Genomic DNA, 17150 nt, shown 5'->3' on the forward strand with positions numbered 1-17150 from the left:
ATCGCATCCCGAAAGAGCGATCCGGATTGGAGTAGAGATGGCCAAGAAGATCATTGGCTTTATCAAGCTGCAGATTCCGGCTGGTAAGGCAAATCCCTCCCCGCCCGTTGGTCCCGCACTGGGTCAGCGTGGTCTGAACATCATGGAGTTCTGCAAGGCGTTCAACGCCCAGACCCAGGGTATGGAACCCGGTCTGCCGGTGCCGGTGGTGATTACCGCCTTCGCCGACAAGAGCTTCACCTTCGTGATGAAGTCGCCCCCGGCGACCGTGCTGATCAAGAAGGCAGCAGGCATCACCAAGGGTTCGCCGAAGCCCCACACCGACAAGGTTGGCAAGATCACCCGCGCCCAGGCTGAAGAAATCGCCAAGGCCAAGAACGCTGACCTGACCGCCGCCGACCTGGACGCCGCTGTGCGTACCATCGCCGGTTCGGCTCGTTCGATGGGCATCACCGTGGAGGGTCTGTAAATGGCTAAGGTTTCCAAGCGCGTCGCCGCCAACAAGGCGAAGATCGAGCGTACCAAGTTTTACCCGATCGACGAGGCCCTGGGCCTGGTGAAGGGCTGCGCTTCGGCGAAGTTCGACGAGTCGATCGACGTGGCCGTGCAGCTGGGCATTGACGCCAAGAAGTCGGACCAGGTGGTTCGTGGTTCGGTGGTGCTGCCCGCAGGTACCGGCAAGTCGGTTCGCGTGGCTGTGTTCGCCCAGGGCGAAAAGGCCGAAGCCGCCAAGGCCGCCGGTGCTGACATCGTCGGCATGGAAGACCTGGCCGAGCAAGTCAAGGCCGGCAACCTGAACTTCGACGTCGTGATCGCTTCGCCGGACACGATGCGTATCGTCGGTACGCTGGGCCAGATCCTGGGCCCGCGCGGCCTGATGCCGAACCCGAAGGTCGGTACCGTGACGCCCGACGTGGCCCAGGCTGTGAAGAACGCCAAGGCTGGCCAGGTGCAGTTCCGTGTCGACAAGGCCGGTATCATCCACGCCACCATCGGCCGCCGCTCGTTCGACGACGCAGCGCTGAAGAGCAACCTGTCCGCACTGCTGGAAGCCCTGGTGAAGTCCAAGCCGGCTACGAGCAAGGGCGTGTACCTGCGCAAGATCGCCGTCTCGTCCACCATGGGCGTTGGCGTGCGCGTGGAACAAGCTTCGCTGTCGGCCTGAGCTGACGGCATGGGCTGACCGGACCCGATAACACCGGTCGGCCGCGAATTGAAGATCCTGGCGTAAGCGGGGATCGGCTCCGAACCTGGTTCTGCCAAGCGGCAGCACAAGGACAGGGAGCAAGGCTTTGGGCAGTGGCGGCAGTCGGACACGTTGTGTTCAGGCAGTCGCCGCTGGTTATCAAAGACCGCTGGTGTCCACATGACCGCAGTCAGGCATGCGGGCTTAATCGGCCGGGAGGTACAAGCAGGGCCAGGTGCCGTGCATGACCAACCCCGGGCAGCCAGCGCAGATGGCGCACCCGAAGGGATTGATGAATCCGGGCCTGTCCCGGGTGATTCGGGCCAATCGGACGCCGTTCGTTTGTGCTGACGTGAAGACTCCGGTATTGCCGGAGGGCTAGCGTCATTTTGGAGCTTAACCGTGCCACTCAATATTGAAGATAAGAAGGCCGTCGTTGCTGAGGTTTCGGCGCAAGTCGCCAAGGCCCAGACCATCGTCGTGGCCGAATATCGCGGCATTACGGTTGGCGATCTGACCAAGCTGCGTTCCACCGCACGTCAGCAAGGCGTGTACCTGCGTGTTCTGAAGAACACGCTGGCCCGCCGCGCCGTCGAAGGTACGCCGTTTGCAAGCCTCGCAGAGCAGATGACCGGTCCGCTGATCTACGGTATTTCCGAAGATGCAGTGTCGTCGGCCAAGGTTCTGAACGACTTCGCCAAGACCAACGACAAGCTGGTCCTGCGCGCCGGGTCGTATGACGGCAAGGTTCTCGACGCTGCCGCCGTGAAGGCGCTGGCCTCGATCCCGAGCCGCGACGAACTGATTGCTCAGCTGCTGGGCGTGATGCAGGCACCGGTGTCGGGCTTCGCCCGTCTGCTGGCTGCACTGGCTGCCAAGAACGCCGAAGGTGCTCCCGCGGAAGCGGAAGCCGCTGGCGCCTAAGGCAATCCAGGCCTCGCATCGAAAGATCGCATTACCGATACCGAATCAAATCTAGTAGGAGTATTTCAAATGGCAATCACCAAAGACGACATCCTGGAAGCCGTTGGCGCGATGTCCGTGATGGAACTGAACGACCTGGTCAAGGCGTTCGAAGAGAAGTTTGGCGTGTCGGCTGCTGCCATGGCTGTGGCTGCTGCCCCGGGCGCCGGCGGTGCCGCCGCTGCTGAAGAGCAGACCGAGTTCAACGTGATCCTGGCCGAAGTCGGCGCCAACAAGGTTGGCGTGATTAAGGCTGTTCGCGAAATCACCGGCCTGGGCCTGAAGGAAGCCAAGGACCTGGTCGATGGCGCACCGAAGCCCGTCAAGGAAGGCGTGGACAAGGCTGCTGCTGCCGAAGCCAAGAAGAAGCTGGAAGACGCTGGCGCGAAGGTCGACGTCAAGTAAGGCATTGCTCGCGTGCCCTTTCGGCACGCGGATGGGGCTGGCAAAGGGAAATTCCCGGCGCCAGCCTTTTTGCGCTTGTGCGAAAGTGTTTTGAGAAGCACTCTTCGCAACAAAAAGTGATGTTTGCGAGTCTCGATGCCCTCGGGCATGCCGGAGTCTCAGCAGAGGCCAAACATCAGTGGCACACTAAGTGGTTGCTGCTGATGTTTGTCTTCTGAACCGACTGCAGAAGACAAGTTTGGTCGGGTGTCCCCCGGGCGAGTACAGGCGTTGCGCTTGATGCGACGACCACACCGCCCGCAGCGTGCGGACACCGTCAGCCAGAGGTTGGTAGCGGCCAACCGCCAAATCCCCTCCCAGTCGCTGAACACCTCAGGTCCGGCCAGGTCCAGCCAGCCCTGCGATGATTCGGAGATCCCATGGCGTACAGCTTCACCGAAAAGAAGCGCATTCGCAAAAGCTTTGCGAAGCGCGCGACGGTACATCAGGTTCCATTCCTGCTTGCCACCCAGATTGAATCCTACACTCAGTTCTTGCAAGCGGAAACGCCGACCGCGCGTCGCAAGACCGAAGGCCTCCAGGCCGCTTTCAACGCAATCTTCCCGATCTCCTCGCATAACGGGCTTGCCCGTATGGAGTTCGTCTCGTATCACCTGTCCAATCCGCCGTTCGACGTCAAGGAATGCCAGCAGCGTGGCCTGACGTTCCACTCGGCCCTGCGTGCCAAGGTTCGCCTGATCATCAACGATCGCGAGAACCCGGGCAAGGTCAAGGAAGTGAAGGAGCAGGAAGTCTACATGGGCGAAATCCCGCTGATGACTTCCACGGGTTCGTTCGTCATCAACGGCACCGAGCGTGTCATCGTCTCGCAGTTGCACCGCTCGCCGGGCGTGTTCTTCGAGCACGACAAGGGCAAGACCCACAGCTCGGGCAAGCTGCTGTTCTCGGCACGTATCATCCCCTACCGCGGTTCGTGGCTGGACTTCGAGTTCGACCCGAAGGACATCCTGTACTTCCGCGTCGACCGCCGCCGCAAGATGCCGGTGACGATCCTGCTGAAGTCGATCGGCCTGACCCCGGAACAGATCCTCGCGCACTTCTTCGTGTTCGACAACTTCACGCTGCAGGCCGAAGGCGCGCAGCTGGAGTTCGTGCCCGAGCGCCTGCGCGGTGAAGTCGCGCGCTTCGACATCGCCGACAAGAACGGCCGCGTGGTGGTCGAGAAGGACAAGCGGATCAACGCCAAGCACATCCGCGACCTGGATTCGGCCGGCACCAAGCTGATCAGCGTGCCGGAAGACTACCTGCTGGGCCGCGTGCTGGCCAAGAACATCATCGACCCGGATACCGGCGAGGTGATTGCCAACGCCAACGACGAGCTGACCGAAACCCTGCTCGAGAACCTGCGCGAAGCCGGCGTCAAGCAGATCCAGACCCTGTACACCAACGACCTGGACCAGGGCCCGTACATGTCGCAGACCCTGCGCGTGGACGAGACCGCCGACCAGACCGCTGCGCGTATCGCGATCTACCGCATGATGCGCCCGGGCGAGCCGCCGACCGAGGAAGCCGTGGAAGCGCTGTTCCAGCGCCTGTTCTACAGCGAAGAGTCGTACGACCTGTCGCGCGTTGGCCGCATGAAGGTCAACAGCCGCCTGGGCCGCCCCAGCGGCGAAGGCGCCATGGTGCTGCAGGACGAGGACATCCTCGAGACCATCAAGATCCTGGTCAACCTGCGCAACGGCAAGGGCGAGGTCGATGACATCGATCACCTGGGCAACCGTCGCGTGCGTTGCGTCGGCGAACTGGCCGAAAACCAGTTCCGCGCCGGCCTGTCGCGCGTGGAGCGTGCCGTCAAGGAACGTCTGGGCCAGGCCGAGACCGAGAACCTGATGCCGCACGACCTGATCAACTCGAAGCCGATCTCGTCGGCGATCCGCGAGTTCTTCGGTTCGTCGCAGCTGTCGCAGTTCATGGACCAGACCAACCCGCTGTCCGAGATCACGCACAAGCGCCGTGTCTCCGCACTGGGCCCGGGCGGCCTGACGCGCGAGCGCGCCGGCTTTGAAGTCCGTGACGTGCACCCGACCCACTATGGCCGCGTGTGCCCGATCGAAACGCCGGAAGGTCCGAACATTGGTCTGATCAACTCGCTGGCACTGTATGCCCGCCTGAACGAATACGGCTTCCTGGAAACGCCGTACCGCAAGGTGGTCGACAGCAAGCTGACCGACCAGGTCGACTACCTGTCCGCGATCGAGGAAGGCAAGTACGTGGTGGCGCAGGCCAACGCGACCGTTGACGCCGACGGCAACCTGACCGACGAACTGGTGTCGGCGCGTGAAGGCTCCGAGCGTGAAACCCGCATGGTCACGCCGGACCGCGTGCAGTACATCGACGTGGCGCCGTCGCAGATCGTGTCGGCCGCTGCCTCGCTGGTTCCGTTCCTGGAACACGATGACGCGAACCGTGCACTGATGGGCGCGAACATGCAGCGCCAGGCCGTGCCTTGCCTGCGTCCGGACAAGCCGCTGGTCGGCACCGGCATCGAGCGCACCGTTGCGGTCGACTCGGGTACGGCCGTGCAGGCGATGCGTGGCGGCGTGGTCGACTACGTCGACGCGATGCGTATCGTGATCCGCGTGAACGACGACGAAGCCGTTGCCGGTGAAGTCGGCGTGGACATCTACAACCTGATCAAGTACACGCGCTCGAACCAGAACACCAACATCAACCAGCGTCCGATGGTGAAGGTCGGCGACCACGTTGCCCGCGGCGACGTGATTGCCGACGGCGCCTCGACCGACCTGGGCGAGCTGGCACTGGGCCAGAACATGCTGGTGGCGTTCATGCCGTGGAACGGCTACAACTTCGAGGATTCGATCCTGATCTCGGAGCGTGTGGTGGCCGAAGACCGCTATACCTCGATCCACATCGAGGAGCTGTCGGTCGTTGCCCGCGACACCAAGCTGGGACCGGAAGAAATCACGCGCGATATCTCGAACCTGGCCGAAGCCCAGCTGGCTCGCCTGGACGAGTCGGGCATCACCTACATCGGCGCTGAAGTCGAAGCCGGCGACGTGCTGGTTGGCAAGGTCACGCCGAAGGGCGAGACCCAGCTGACCCCGGAAGAGAAGCTGCTGCGCGCGATCTTCGGCGAGAAGGCTTCGGACGTGAAGGACACCTCGCTGCGCGTGCCCTCGGGCATGAGCGGCATCGTGATCGACGTCCAGGTCTTCACCCGCGAAGGCGTGACGCGCGACAAGCGTGCCCAGTCGATCATCGACGACGAACTGAAGCGCTACCGCCTGGACCTGAACGACCAGCTGCGTATCGTGGAAGGCGACGCGTTCCAGCGTCTGGAGCGCCTGCTCATCGACAAGACCGTCAATGGCGGTCCGAAGAAGCTGGCCAAGGGTGCCAAGATCACCAAGGAATACCTGGCGGATATCGACAGGTACCACTGGTTCGACATCCGTCCGGCCGACGAAGAACTGGCTGCCCAGCTGGAAGCCGTCAAGGAAGCCATCGAGCAGAAGCGCCACGAGTTCGACCTGGCCTTCGAAGAGAAGCGCAAGAAGCTCACGCAGGGCGACGAACTGCCGCCGGGCGTGATCAAGATGGTCAAGGTGTACCTGGCCGTCAAGCGCCGCCTGCAGCCTGGCGACAAGATGGCCGGCCGTCACGGCAACAAGGGTGTCGTGTCCAAGATCACCCCGATCGAAGACATGCCCTACATGGCCGACGGTACGCCTGCCGACATCGTGCTGAATCCGCTGGGCGTGCCTTCGCGGATGAACGTGGGTCAGATTCTCGAGACCCACCTGGGCTGGGCCGCGCGCGGCCTGGGCGAGCGCATCGGCAACATGCTGAAGGCGCAAGCCAAGGCAGCCGAAGTGCGCAAGCTGCTCACGCAGATCTACAACGAGAGCGGCAAGGTCGAAGACCTCGACAGCCTGTCGGATTCGGAAGTCCTGGAGCTGGCCGAGAACCTGAAGAAGGGCGTGCCGTTCGCGACGCCGGTGTTCGATGGTGCGCATGAGGACGAAATCCGCCGCATGCTGGACCTCGCCTATCCGGAAGAGATCGCGAAGGAGAAGGGCCTGACCGCTTCCAAGCAGCAGGTCACGCTGTTCGACGGCCGCACCGGCGAAGCGTTCGAGCGTCCGGTCACGCTGGGTGTGATGCACATGCTGAAGCTGCACCACCTGGTCGACGACAAGATGCACGCGCGTTCCACCGGCCCGTACTCGCTGGTGACGCAGCAGCCGCTGGGTGGTAAAGCCCAGTTCGGTGGCCAGCGTTTCGGTGAGATGGAAGTTTGGGCACTGGAAGCCTACGGCGCGTCGTACGTGCTGCAGGAAATGCTGACGGTCAAGTCCGATGACGTGAACGGCCGTACCAAGGTGTACGAGAACATCGTCAAGGGCGAGCACTCGATCGATGCCGGCATGCCGGAATCGTTCAACGTGCTGGTGAAGGAAATCCGCTCGCTGGGTATCGACATCGACCTCGATCGCTACTGATCGGGCAGGTGAGGGGAGCCGGTTGCGGCCGGCTCCCTGTCGACACTACAGGCGAAGGATTTCCCACAGGATGAATGCCATCGACCCGGACCAACTCCGGGGCGGTGGCGAAACAAGGAGTTGCAATGAAAGCATTGCTCGATCTCTTTAAGCAGGTACAGCAGGAAGAGCAGTTCGACGCGATCAAGATCGGCCTGGCCTCGCCCGAGAAGATCCGTTCGTGGTCGTACGGCGAAGTGAAGAAGCCGGAAACGATCAACTACCGTACCTTCAAGCCGGAACGCGACGGCCTGTTCTGCGCCAAGATCTTTGGCCCGATCAAGGACTACGAGTGCCTGTGCGGCAAGTACAAGCGCCTGAAGCACCGTGGCGTGATCTGCGAGAAGTGCGGCGTTGAAGTGACGCTGGCCAAGGTGCGCCGCGAGCGCATGGGCCACATCGAACTGGCCGCGCCGACCGCGCACATCTGGTTCCTGAAGTCGCTGCCGTCGCGCCTGGGCATGGTCCTGGACATGACGCTGCGCGACATCGAGCGCGTGCTGTACTTTGAAGCATTCGTGGTGATCGAACCCGGCATGACCCCGCTCAAGAAGAGCCAGATCATGTCCGAGGACGACTACCTGGCGAAGTGCGACGAGTACGGCGAGGGCGAGTTCGTCGCCATGATGGGTGCCGAGGGCATCCGTGAACTGCTGCGCGGCATCGACATCGAGAAGCAGATCGAACAGATCCGCGCCGAGCTGCAGGCCACCGGCTCTGAAGCCAAGATCAAGAAGTTCGCCAAGCGCCTGAAGGTGCTCGAGGCCTTCCAGCGTTCGGGCATCAAGCCCGAGTGGATGATCCTCGAAGTGCTGCCGGTGCTGCCGCCCGAGTTGCGTCCGCTGGTGCCGCTGGACGGCGGCCGCTTCGCGACCTCGGACCTGAACGACCTGTATCGCCGCGTCATCAACCGTAACAACCGCCTGAAGCGCCTGCTGGAGCTGAAGGCGCCTGAAATCATCGTGCGCAACGAAAAGCGCATGCTGCAGGAAGCGGTTGACTCGCTGCTGGATAACGGCCGTCGCGGCAAGGCGATGACCGGTGCCAACAAGCGTCCGCTGAAGTCCCTGGCCGAAATGATCAAGGGCAAGGGCGGCCGTTTCCGTCAGAACCTGCTGGGCAAGCGCGTCGACTACTCGGGCCGTTCGGTCATCGTGGTGGGCCCGACGCTCAAGCTGCACCAGTGCGGCCTGCCCAAGCTGATGGCGCTCGAGCTGTTCAAGCCGTTCATCTTCCACAAGCTGGAAACGATGGGCATCGCCACCACCATCAAGGCGGCGAAGAAGGAAGTCGAAAGCCAGACCCCGGTGGTGTGGGACATCCTCGAAGAGGTGATCCGCGAGCACCCGGTGATGCTGAACCGTGCGCCGACGCTGCACCGCCTGGGTATCCAGGCGTTCGAGCCGGTGCTGATCGAAGGCAAGGCCATCCAGCTGCATCCGCTGGTCTGCGCGGCGTTCAACGCCGACTTCGACGGTGACCAGATGGCTGTCCACGTGCCGCTGTCGCTGGAAGCGCAGATGGAAGCCCGCACCCTGATGCTGGCCTCCAACAACGTGCTGTTCCCGGCCAACGGCGATCCGTCGATCGTGCCGTCGCAAGACGTGGTGCTGGGTCTGTACTACACGACCCGCGACAAGATCAACGGCCGCGGCGAGGGCATGACCTTTGCCGACATCAGCGAAGTGATTCGCGCCTACGAGAACAAGGAAGTCGAACTGGCTTCGCGCGTGAACGTGCGTATCACCGAGTATGAGCTGGTCGACAAGGACGCCGAGGGCGACGCCCGTTTCGCACCCAAGATCACGCTGCAGGCCACCACGGTCGGCCGCGCGATCCTGTCCGAGATCCTGCCCAAGGGGCTGCCGTTCTCGGTGCTGAACAAGCCGCTCAAGAAGAAGGAAATCTCGCGCCTGATCAACACCGCGTTCCGCAAGTGCGGCCTGCGCGAGACTGTGATCTTCGCCGACAAGCTGCTGCAGTCGGGCTTCCGCCTGGCTACCCGTGCCGGTATCTCGATCGCCATCGACGATATGCTGGTGCCGCCGCAGAAGGAAAAGATCATCGCCGAGGCCTCGGCCAAGGTGAAGGAATACGACAAGCAGTACATGTCGGGTCTGGTGACCGACCAGGAACGCTACAACAACGTCGTTGACATCTGGGGCGCCGCCGGCGACCAGGTGGGCAAGGCGATGATGGAGCAGCTCCAGCACGAGGACGTGGTCGACCGCGAAGGCAAGACCGTGAAGCAAGAGTCGTTCAACTCCATCTACATGATGGCCGACTCGGGTGCACGGGGCTCGGCAGCGCAGATCCGCCAGCTGGCCGGTATGCGTGGCCTGATGGCCAAGCCGGACGGCTCGATCATTGAAACGCCGATTACGGCGAACTTCCGTGAAGGCCTGAACGTTCTGCAGTACTTCATCTCGACCCACGGCGCCCGTAAGGGCCTGGCCGATACGGCACTGAAGACCGCGAACTCGGGTTACCTGACCCGTCGTCTGGTCGACGTGACGCAGGATCTGGTCGTGGTGGAAGACGATTGCGGCACCTCCAACGGCGTGGCCATGAAGGCCCTGGTCGAAGGCGGTGAAGTGATCGAAGCCCTGCGCGACCGTATCCTCGGCCGTGTGACCGTGGCCGACGTGGTCAACCCTGAAACCCAGGAGACCGCGATCGAAGCCGGCACGCTGCTGGACGAAGACCTGGTCGAGCTGATCGACAACATCGGCGTGGACGAAGTCAAGGTCCGCACCCCGCTGTCGTGCGACACGCGCTACGGCCTGTGCGGCAAGTGCTATGGCCGCGACCTGGGCCGCGGCGTGCTGGTGAACTCCGGCGAAGCGGTGGGCGTGATTGCCGCTCAGTCGATCGGTGAGCCGGGCACGCAGCTGACCATGCGTACGTTCCACATCGGTGGTGCGGCATCGCGTGCGGCAGTGGCATCGAGCGTGGAAGCCAAGGCAACCGGTACCGTGCGTTTCACGGCGACCATGCGTTACGTCACCAATGCGAAGGGCGAACTGATCGTCATCTCGCGTTCGGGCGAGGCGCTGATCACCGACGACCACGGCCGCGAGCGCGAACGCCACAAGATCCCGTACGGCGCCACGCTGCTGGTGCAGGACGGCCAGGCCATCAAGGCTGGCACGCAGCTGGCCACGTGGGATGCGCTGACTCGCCCGATCGTTTCGGAATACACCGGTACGACCAAGTTCGAGAACGTCGAAGAAGGCGTGACCGTCGCCAAGCAGATGGACGAAGTGACGGGCCTGTCGACCCTGGTCGTGATCGACGCCAAGCGCCGCACGGCTGCAACCAAGGGCATCCGCCCGCAGGTCAAGCTGCTCGACGCCAACGGCCAGGAAGTGAAGATCCCGGGCACGGACCACTCCGTGACCATCGGCTTCCAGGTCGGCGCGCTGATTACCGTGAAGGATGGCCAGCAGGTGCACGTGGGTGAAGTGCTCGCGCGTATCCCGACCGAATCGCAGAAGACCCGCGACATTACCGGTGGTCTGCCGCGAGTGGCCGAGCTGTTCGAAGCGCGTTCGCCGAAGGACGCCGCCGTGCTGGCGGAAGTCACCGGCACGACCTCGTTCGGCAAGGACACCAAGGGCAAGCAGCGCCTGGTCATCACCGACCTGGACGGCAATGCCCACGAGTTCCTGATCGCGAAGGAAAAGCAGGTGCTGGTGCACGACGGCCAGGTGGTGAACAAGGGCGAAATGATCGTGGAAGGTCCGGCGGACCCGCACGACATCCTGCGCCTGAAGGGCATCGAAGAGCTGGCGCACTACATCGTGGACGAAGTCCAGGACGTGTACCGTCTGCAGGGCGTGAAGATCAACGACAAGCATATCGAAGTGATTGTTCGTCAGATGCTGCGCCGCGTGCAGATCGCCGACGTGGGCGACACCAAGTTCATCCCGGGTGAACAGGTGGAGCGTTCGGAACTGCTCGACGAGAACGACCGCGTGATCGCCGAAGGCAAGCGTCCGGCCACGTACGAGAACCTGCTGCTCGGTATCACCAAGGCGTCGCTGTCGACCGACAGCTTCATCTCGGCGGCATCGTTCCAGGAAACCACGCGCGTGCTGACCGAAGCCGCGATCATGGGCAAGACCGACGACCTGCGTGGTCTGAAGGAAAACGTGATCGTCGGCCGTCTGATCCCGGCCGGTACCGGCCTGGCCTACCACCGCGCCCGCAAGGCGCGCGAGGCCTCCGAGCGCGAACGCGCCCAGGCGATCGCCGAAGAAGAGCAGTCGCTCTTCATCGAGCCGGCGCCGGTGGTGCAGGCGACGACCGAAGGCGAAGGCGACAACGCCTGATCGCAGTAAGCTGTTTGCCGCCGCAAGGTGGCCCGAAAGCCCGGCTGATCCAGCCGGGCTTTTTTTCTTTCCGCCCGCAGCCGGCCCTGTCGTGAGAATGTTCGGACTGTTAGCCCGGCGGGCACGGAAGCGGCCCCCTTAGTGGTATGGTTACGGCTTTTCCGGCTTCAGCAATTCCGTTGTCTATGTCGCACGCGCTGGCGATCCTCAAAGATGTGTTCGGCTACCACGCCTTCCGTGGGCGCCAGGCCGAGATCATCGACCACGTTGCGACGGGCGGCGACTGCCTGGTGCTGATGCCGACCGGCGGCGGCAAGTCGCTGTGCTACCAGATCCCGGCGCTGCTGCGCCAGCGTGCCGGCGATGGCGTCGGCATCGTGGTGTCGCCGCTGATCGCGCTGATGCAGGACCAGGTCGCGGCACTGACTGAAGCCGGCGTGCGCGCCGCAGTGCTCAATTCGACGCTGACCGGAGCCGAGGCCTCGGCGGTCGAGCGCGACCTGCTGGCCGGGCGCATCGAGATCCTCTACGTGGCGCCGGAGCGGCTGATGACGCCACGCTTCCAGGACTTGCTCGAGCGCATTCGGGTCGGGCTCTTTGCCATCGACGAAGCGCACTGCGTGTCGCAGTGGGGCCACGACTTCCGCCCCGAGTACATCCAGTTGTCGGTGCTGCACGAGCGCTTCCCATACGTGCCGCGCATCGCGCTGACGGCAACGGCCGACGCACTCACGCGCAACGAGATCATCGAGCGGCTGGCGCTGGACAACGCCCGCGTCTTCATCTCTAGCTTCGACCGGCCCAATATCCGCTACCGCATCGTCGAGAAGGACAATGCGCGCCAGCAGCTGCTGGCCTTCATCAAGGCCGAGCACACCGCGGCCGACGGCACCCATGACAGCGGCATCGTCTATTGCCTGTCACGCAAGAAGGTGGAGGACACGGCGCAGTGGCTGAGCGGACAGGGCATCAATGCGCTGGGCTACCACGCCGGCATGGATGCCCAGGTGCGCCAGCACCACCAGGCCCGCTTCCGCGAGGAAGAAGGGCTGGTGATGGTGGCGACGATCGCCTTCGGCATGGGTATCGACAAGCCCGACGTGCGCTTTGTCGCCCACCTGGACCTGCCCAAGAGCATGGAAGGCTACTACCAGGAAACCGGGCGCGCCGGCCGCGACGGCCTGCCGGCCAATGCCTGGATGGCCTACGGCCTGGGCGACGTGGTGCAGCAGAAGCGCATGATCGACGAGTCCGAGGCGGACGACGCCTTCAAGCGCGTGTCGTCGTCCAAGCTCGATGCGCTGCTGGGCCTGTGCGAGACCGCAGGCTGCCGGCGCGTGCGTATCCTGGCGTATTTCAATGAGGCCAGCGAACCCTGCGGCAACTGCGACACCTGTCTGGAGCCGCCGGCCACCTGGGACGGCACGCGCGAGGCGCAGATGGCGCTGTCCTGCGTGTACCGCACCGCGCAGGCGAGCCGGGTTCACTTCGGCGCGACCCACCTGATCGACGTGCTGCGCGGCAACAGCTCGGAGAAGATCCGCCAGTGGGGGCACGACAAGGTGTCCACCTTCGGCATCGGCAAGGACCGCTCGGTGCATGAATGGCATACGGTGTTCCGCCAGCTGATCGCCCAGGGTCTGCTGACCATCGACCATGGCGGGCATGGCGCGCTGCTGCTGGGCGAGGACGCGCGCGCGGTGCTCAAGGGCGAGCGCCAGATCATCCTGCGCCGCCAGGCCACCAAGCCGGGCAAGTCCGGCGAGCGTGCCGCACGCGGCACCCGCACCGACCACACCGCGGACATGGACGCAGACATGCTGGCCAACTGGGAGGCGCTGCGCCGCTGGCGCACCGAGGCCGCGCGCGAGCACGGCGTGCCGGCCTATGTCATCTTCCACGATGCAACGCTGGCGGAGCTGGCCCGGACCGCGCCGGGCTCCCTGTCGGCGATGCAGGGCATTCCCGGGATCGGTGCCTCCAAACTGGAGCGCTATGGACAGTCCATCCTGGAAGCGCTCCGCGGGGTCTGACCGAGGGCAGCGTCAGCGCGTCCCGGGTCGGGTATACGGCTTGACGGTATACGATTCCCCTGCTAGGATGCCAGATTCGAGTTTTTGGCTTTGGATTTCGCTCGCCCGTCGGAGAAGTGGCCTTTAGGCCGCGGCCGGCAAGCCTTCCGGACTGGGTTCCCATGGACCGGTGGCGGCAGACGCGGGATCCGGGTGCCGGCTCGCGCTCTTTGGCATGCTGTTACCGCACAGTCCCGTCTCCAGAGCGCGTCCGCTCATCTCTCCCGCCCAAAACCCGTAGTTGCCTCTCCATTTCGGTGCATGCCGGTGCGAGGGGCGTTTTTCGTCAAACCAAGCTGGATTGAACAATGCCAACTATCAACCAACTGGTTCGCAAGCCGCGCGTCTCTGAAGTCGTCAAGAGCAAGAGCCCGGCGCTTGAGAACTGCCCCCAGCGCCGTGGCGTGTGCACCCGCGTGTACACCACGACGCCGAAGAAGCCGAACTCGGCACTGCGTAAGGTTGCCAAGGTGCGCCTGACCAACGGTTTCGAAGTGATTTCGTACATCGGCGGTGAAGGCCACAACCTGCAGGAACACTCGGTCGTGCTGATCCGCGGCGGCCGTGTGAAGGATCTGCCGGGTGTGCGTTACCACATCGTCCGTGGCTCGCTCGACCTGCAAGGCGTGAAGGACCGCAAGCAGGCTCGTTCGAAGTACGGCGCGAAGCGTCCGAAGGCAGCCTAAGCTATAGCAGCCTGGGTCGGAAAGACCCGAAGCAACAAACGATAGCCTGTGGCGCGAGTCATGGTGCTGTCACCAGGCGGCGGTACAACGGAGCGCCTTTTTGGCAACCGTGCCGTCGAGTAAGTGGTCACCCGGCGAATTTGCTGTCTATCGCATGCAAGCTAGTTGGTGGCCGGAGAGCGGGAAAAACTGACCACGCTCTCAACTGAATCTAAAGGAAAGAAGATGCCACGTCGTCGTGAAGTCCCCAAGCGGGATGTTCTGCCTGATCCGAAGTTCGGCAACGTTGAAGTTGCCAAGTTCATGAACGTGCTGATGCTGGACGGCAAGAAGTCGGTTGCCGAACGTATCGTCTATGGCGCGTTCGACCAGATCGAAAAGAAGGCAGGCAAGGCCCCCATCGAAGTGTTCTCCGTTGCCATCAACAACGTGAAGCCGGTGGTGGAAGTGAAGAGCCGTCGCGTGGGCGGCGCCAACTATCAGGTTCCGGTCGAAGTCCGTCCGTCGCGTCGTCTGGCATTGGCGATGCGTTGGCTGCGCGAGGCCGCGAAGAAACGCAGCGAGAAGTCGATGGCGCTGCGCCTGGCAGGTGAGCTGCTGGAAGCATCGGAAGGCCGTGGCGGCGCAATGAAGAAGCGTGACGAAGTGCACCGCATGGCCGAAGCCAACAAGGCGTTCTCGCATTTCCGCTTCTAAGCGCGCGATAGCGTTTGTTGGTTGCCGGGCGGGCTGTGTTTTTACACATCTCGCCCGTTTGTGTTAGGGGCGCGGGCCATGAGATGCCGGCGCCTCACGGACGAATAGAGGATTAAAGTGGCTCGTAAGACTCCCATTGAGCGCTACCGCAATATCGGTATCTCGGCTCACATTGACGCGGGTAAAACCACCACGACCGAGCGCATCCTGTTCTACACCGGTGTGAACCACAAGATCGGTGAAGTCCATGATGGCGCGGCCACCATGGACTGGATGGAGCAGGAGCAGGAGCGCGGCATCACCATCACGTCTGCTGCGACCACCGCCTTCTGGAAGGGCATGGCCGGCAACTACCCCGAGCATCGCTTCAACATCATCGACACCCCGGGCCACGTGGACTTCACCATCGAGGTGGAGCGTTCCATGCGCGTGCTGGACGGCGCGTGCATGGTGTACTGCGCAGTGGGTGGCGTGCAGCCGCAGTCGGAAACCGTCTGGCGTCAGGCCAACAAGTACAAGGTGCCGCGTCTGGCGTTCGTCAACAAGATGGACCGTACCGGCGCGAACTTCTTCAAGGTCTACGACCAGCTGAAGACCCGCCTGAAGGCCAACCCGGTGCCCGTCGTGGTGCCGATCGGCGCTGAAGACGGCTTCCAGGGCGTCGTCGATCTGCTGGAAATGAAGGCGATCATTTGGGACGAAGCCAGCCAGGGCGTGAAGTTCGAATACCAGGACATCCCGGCCGAGCTGCAAGCCACCGCTGACGAATGGCGCGAGAAGATGGTCGAGTCTGCCGCCGAAGCCAGCGAAGAGCTGATGGAAAAGTACCTGGGCGGCGAAGAGCTGACCCGCGCCGAGATCGTCAAGGCGCTGCGTGACCGTACCATCGCCTGCGAAATCCAGCCGATGCTGTGCGGCACCGCGTTCAAGAACAAGGGCGTGCAGCGCATGCTCGACGCCGTGATCGACTTCCTGCCGTCGCCGGTCGACATTCCGCCGGTTACGGGCACGGACGAGGACGACAGCGAGAAGAAGCTCGAGCGCAAGGCTGACGATAACGAAAAGTTCTCGGCACTGGCGTTCAAGATCATGACCGACCCGTTCGTTGGTCAGCTGATCTTCTTCCGCGTGTACTCGGGCAAGATCAATTCGGGCGACACCGTGTACAACCCGGTCAAGAGCAAGAAGGAACGCCTCGGCCGTATTCTGCAGATGCATGCCAACCAGCGCGAAGAAATCAAGGAAGTGCTGGCCGGCGACATCGCCGCTGCGGTGGGTCTGAAGGACGCGACCACGGGCGACACGCTGTGCGATCCGGCTGCACCGATCGTGCTCGAGCGCATGGTGTTCCCGGAGCCGGTGATCTCGCAGGCTGTCGAGCCGAAGACCAAGGCTGACCAGGAAAAGATGGGCATCGCCCTGAACCGCCTGGCCGCTGAAGATCCGTCGTTCCGCGTGCGTACCGATGAAGAATCGGGTCAGACCATCATTTCGGGCATGGGCGAGCTCCACCTCGAAATTCTGGTCGACCGCATGAAGCGCGAATTTGGCGTGGAAGCCAACATCGGCGCGCCGCAGGTGGCTTACCGCGAAACCATTCGCAAGACGGCTGAAGGCGTCGAGGGCAAGTTCGTCAAGCAGTCGGGCGGCCGCGGCCAGTACGGTCACGCTGTGATCACGCTGGAGCCGCAAGAGCCGGGCAAGGGCTTCGAGTTCATCGACGCCATCAAGGGCGGTGTGATTCCTCGCGAATACATCCCGGCGGTCGAAAAGGGTATCGTCGACACGCTGCCGAACGGCATCCTGGCTGGCTTCCCGGTGGTGGACGTGAAGGTCACGCTGACGTTCGGTTCGTACCACGACGTGGACTCGAACGAAAACGCGTTCCGCATGGCCGGCTCGATGGCTTTCAAGGAAGCCATGCGCAAGGCCAGCCCGGTTCTGCTCGAGCCGATGATGGCCGTGGAAGTGGAAACGCCGGAAGACTACACGGGTACCGTGATGGGCGACCTGTCGTCCCGCCGCGGCATCGTGCAGGGCATGGACGACATGGTGGGCGGCGGCAAGATCATCAAGGCCGAAGTCCCGCTGTCGGAAATGTTCGGTTATTCCACGTCGCTGCGCTCGGCCACGCAAGGCCGCGCCACGTACACCATGGAATTCAAGCACTACGCTGAAGCACCGAAGAACATCGCCGAAGCCGTGATGTCGGCCAAGGGCAAGTAATTGGAAGTTTGCCGCCG

General features: G+C 63.1%; 11 protein-coding genes. 10 read left to right on the forward strand and 1 reads right to left on the reverse strand.

What is annotated here, in order from left to right; all coding sequences use genetic code 11:
* The first annotated feature begins 37 nt into the window (after nucleotides 1-37).
* From rplK to rplL, 4 genes are all read left to right on the forward strand, one after another.
* A complete protein-coding gene (gene rplK, locus I6H87_RS08300; RefSeq protein ID WP_010810467.1) occupies nucleotides 38-469 on the forward strand; it encodes a 50S ribosomal protein L11 in 432 nt (143 codons plus the stop codon).
* Nucleotides 470-1165: a 50S ribosomal protein L1 gene (rplA, locus tag I6H87_RS08305; RefSeq protein ID WP_010810466.1), complete on the forward strand. Its 696-nt coding sequence runs from the start codon at nucleotides 470-472 to the stop codon at nucleotides 1163-1165.
* Nucleotides 1166-1588: 423 nt separating this feature from the next.
* Nucleotides 1589-2110 (forward strand): 50S ribosomal protein L10, encoded by a 522-nt coding sequence (gene rplJ, locus I6H87_RS08310; RefSeq protein ID WP_010810465.1) that lies wholly within the window; start codon nucleotides 1589-1591, stop codon nucleotides 2108-2110.
* Between the two features lie 69 nt (nucleotides 2111-2179).
* The gene (gene rplL / locus I6H87_RS08315; RefSeq protein ID WP_010810464.1) at nucleotides 2180-2554 is read left to right on the forward strand and encodes a 50S ribosomal protein L7/L12; all 375 of its coding nucleotides are present in this window, start codon (nucleotides 2180-2182) and stop codon (nucleotides 2552-2554) included.
* Nucleotides 2555-2712: 158 nt separating this feature from the next.
* On the opposite strand, the gene I6H87_RS08320 is transcribed toward rplL, so the two are convergent.
* Nucleotides 2713-3093 carry a hypothetical protein gene (locus tag I6H87_RS08320; protein WP_162166395.1) on the reverse strand — a complete coding sequence of 127 codons (381 nt, stop codon included), beginning with the start codon at nucleotides 3091-3093 and terminating at the stop codon, nucleotides 2713-2715.
* On the opposite strand from I6H87_RS08320, the gene rpoB reads away from it, so the two are divergent.
* The 6 genes from rpoB to fusA all read left to right on the forward strand — a co-directional run bounded on the left by rpoB (nucleotide 2974) and on the right by fusA (nucleotide 17133).
* Complete coding sequence (rpoB, locus tag I6H87_RS08325) at nucleotides 2974-7080, forward strand: DNA-directed RNA polymerase subunit beta (RefSeq protein WP_010810463.1); 4107 nt, start codon at nucleotides 2974-2976, stop codon at nucleotides 7078-7080. The two genes, I6H87_RS08320 and rpoB, sit on opposite strands and share 120 nt — an antisense overlap.
* A 125-nt stretch (nucleotides 7081-7205) precedes the next feature.
* Nucleotides 7206-11453, forward strand: coding sequence for a DNA-directed RNA polymerase subunit beta' (rpoC, locus tag I6H87_RS08330; RefSeq protein ID WP_010810462.1), 4248 nt, complete (start codon nucleotides 7206-7208; stop codon nucleotides 11451-11453).
* 185 nt (nucleotides 11454-11638) lie between these two features.
* Complete coding sequence (recQ, locus tag I6H87_RS08335) at nucleotides 11639-13486, forward strand: DNA helicase RecQ (protein ID WP_010810461.1); 1848 nt, start codon at nucleotides 11639-11641, stop codon at nucleotides 13484-13486.
* Nucleotides 13487-13833: 347 nt separating this feature from the next.
* Nucleotides 13834-14211 (forward strand): 30S ribosomal protein S12, encoded by a 378-nt coding sequence (gene rpsL, locus I6H87_RS08340; RefSeq protein WP_010810460.1) that lies wholly within the window; start codon nucleotides 13834-13836, stop codon nucleotides 14209-14211.
* Nucleotides 14212-14436: 225 nt separating this feature from the next.
* Nucleotides 14437-14907, forward strand: coding sequence for a 30S ribosomal protein S7 (gene rpsG, locus I6H87_RS08345; protein ID WP_010810459.1), 471 nt, complete (start codon nucleotides 14437-14439; stop codon nucleotides 14905-14907).
* A 117-nt stretch (nucleotides 14908-15024) separates the two neighbouring features.
* A complete protein-coding gene (fusA, locus tag I6H87_RS08350) occupies nucleotides 15025-17133 on the forward strand; it encodes an elongation factor G (protein ID WP_010810458.1) in 2109 nt (702 codons plus the stop codon).
* Nucleotides 17134-17150: the final 17 nt, after the last annotated feature.

This window comes from Cupriavidus necator, assembly GCF_016127575.1.
Taxonomy (GTDB): domain Bacteria; phylum Pseudomonadota; class Gammaproteobacteria; order Burkholderiales; family Burkholderiaceae; genus Cupriavidus; species Cupriavidus necator_D.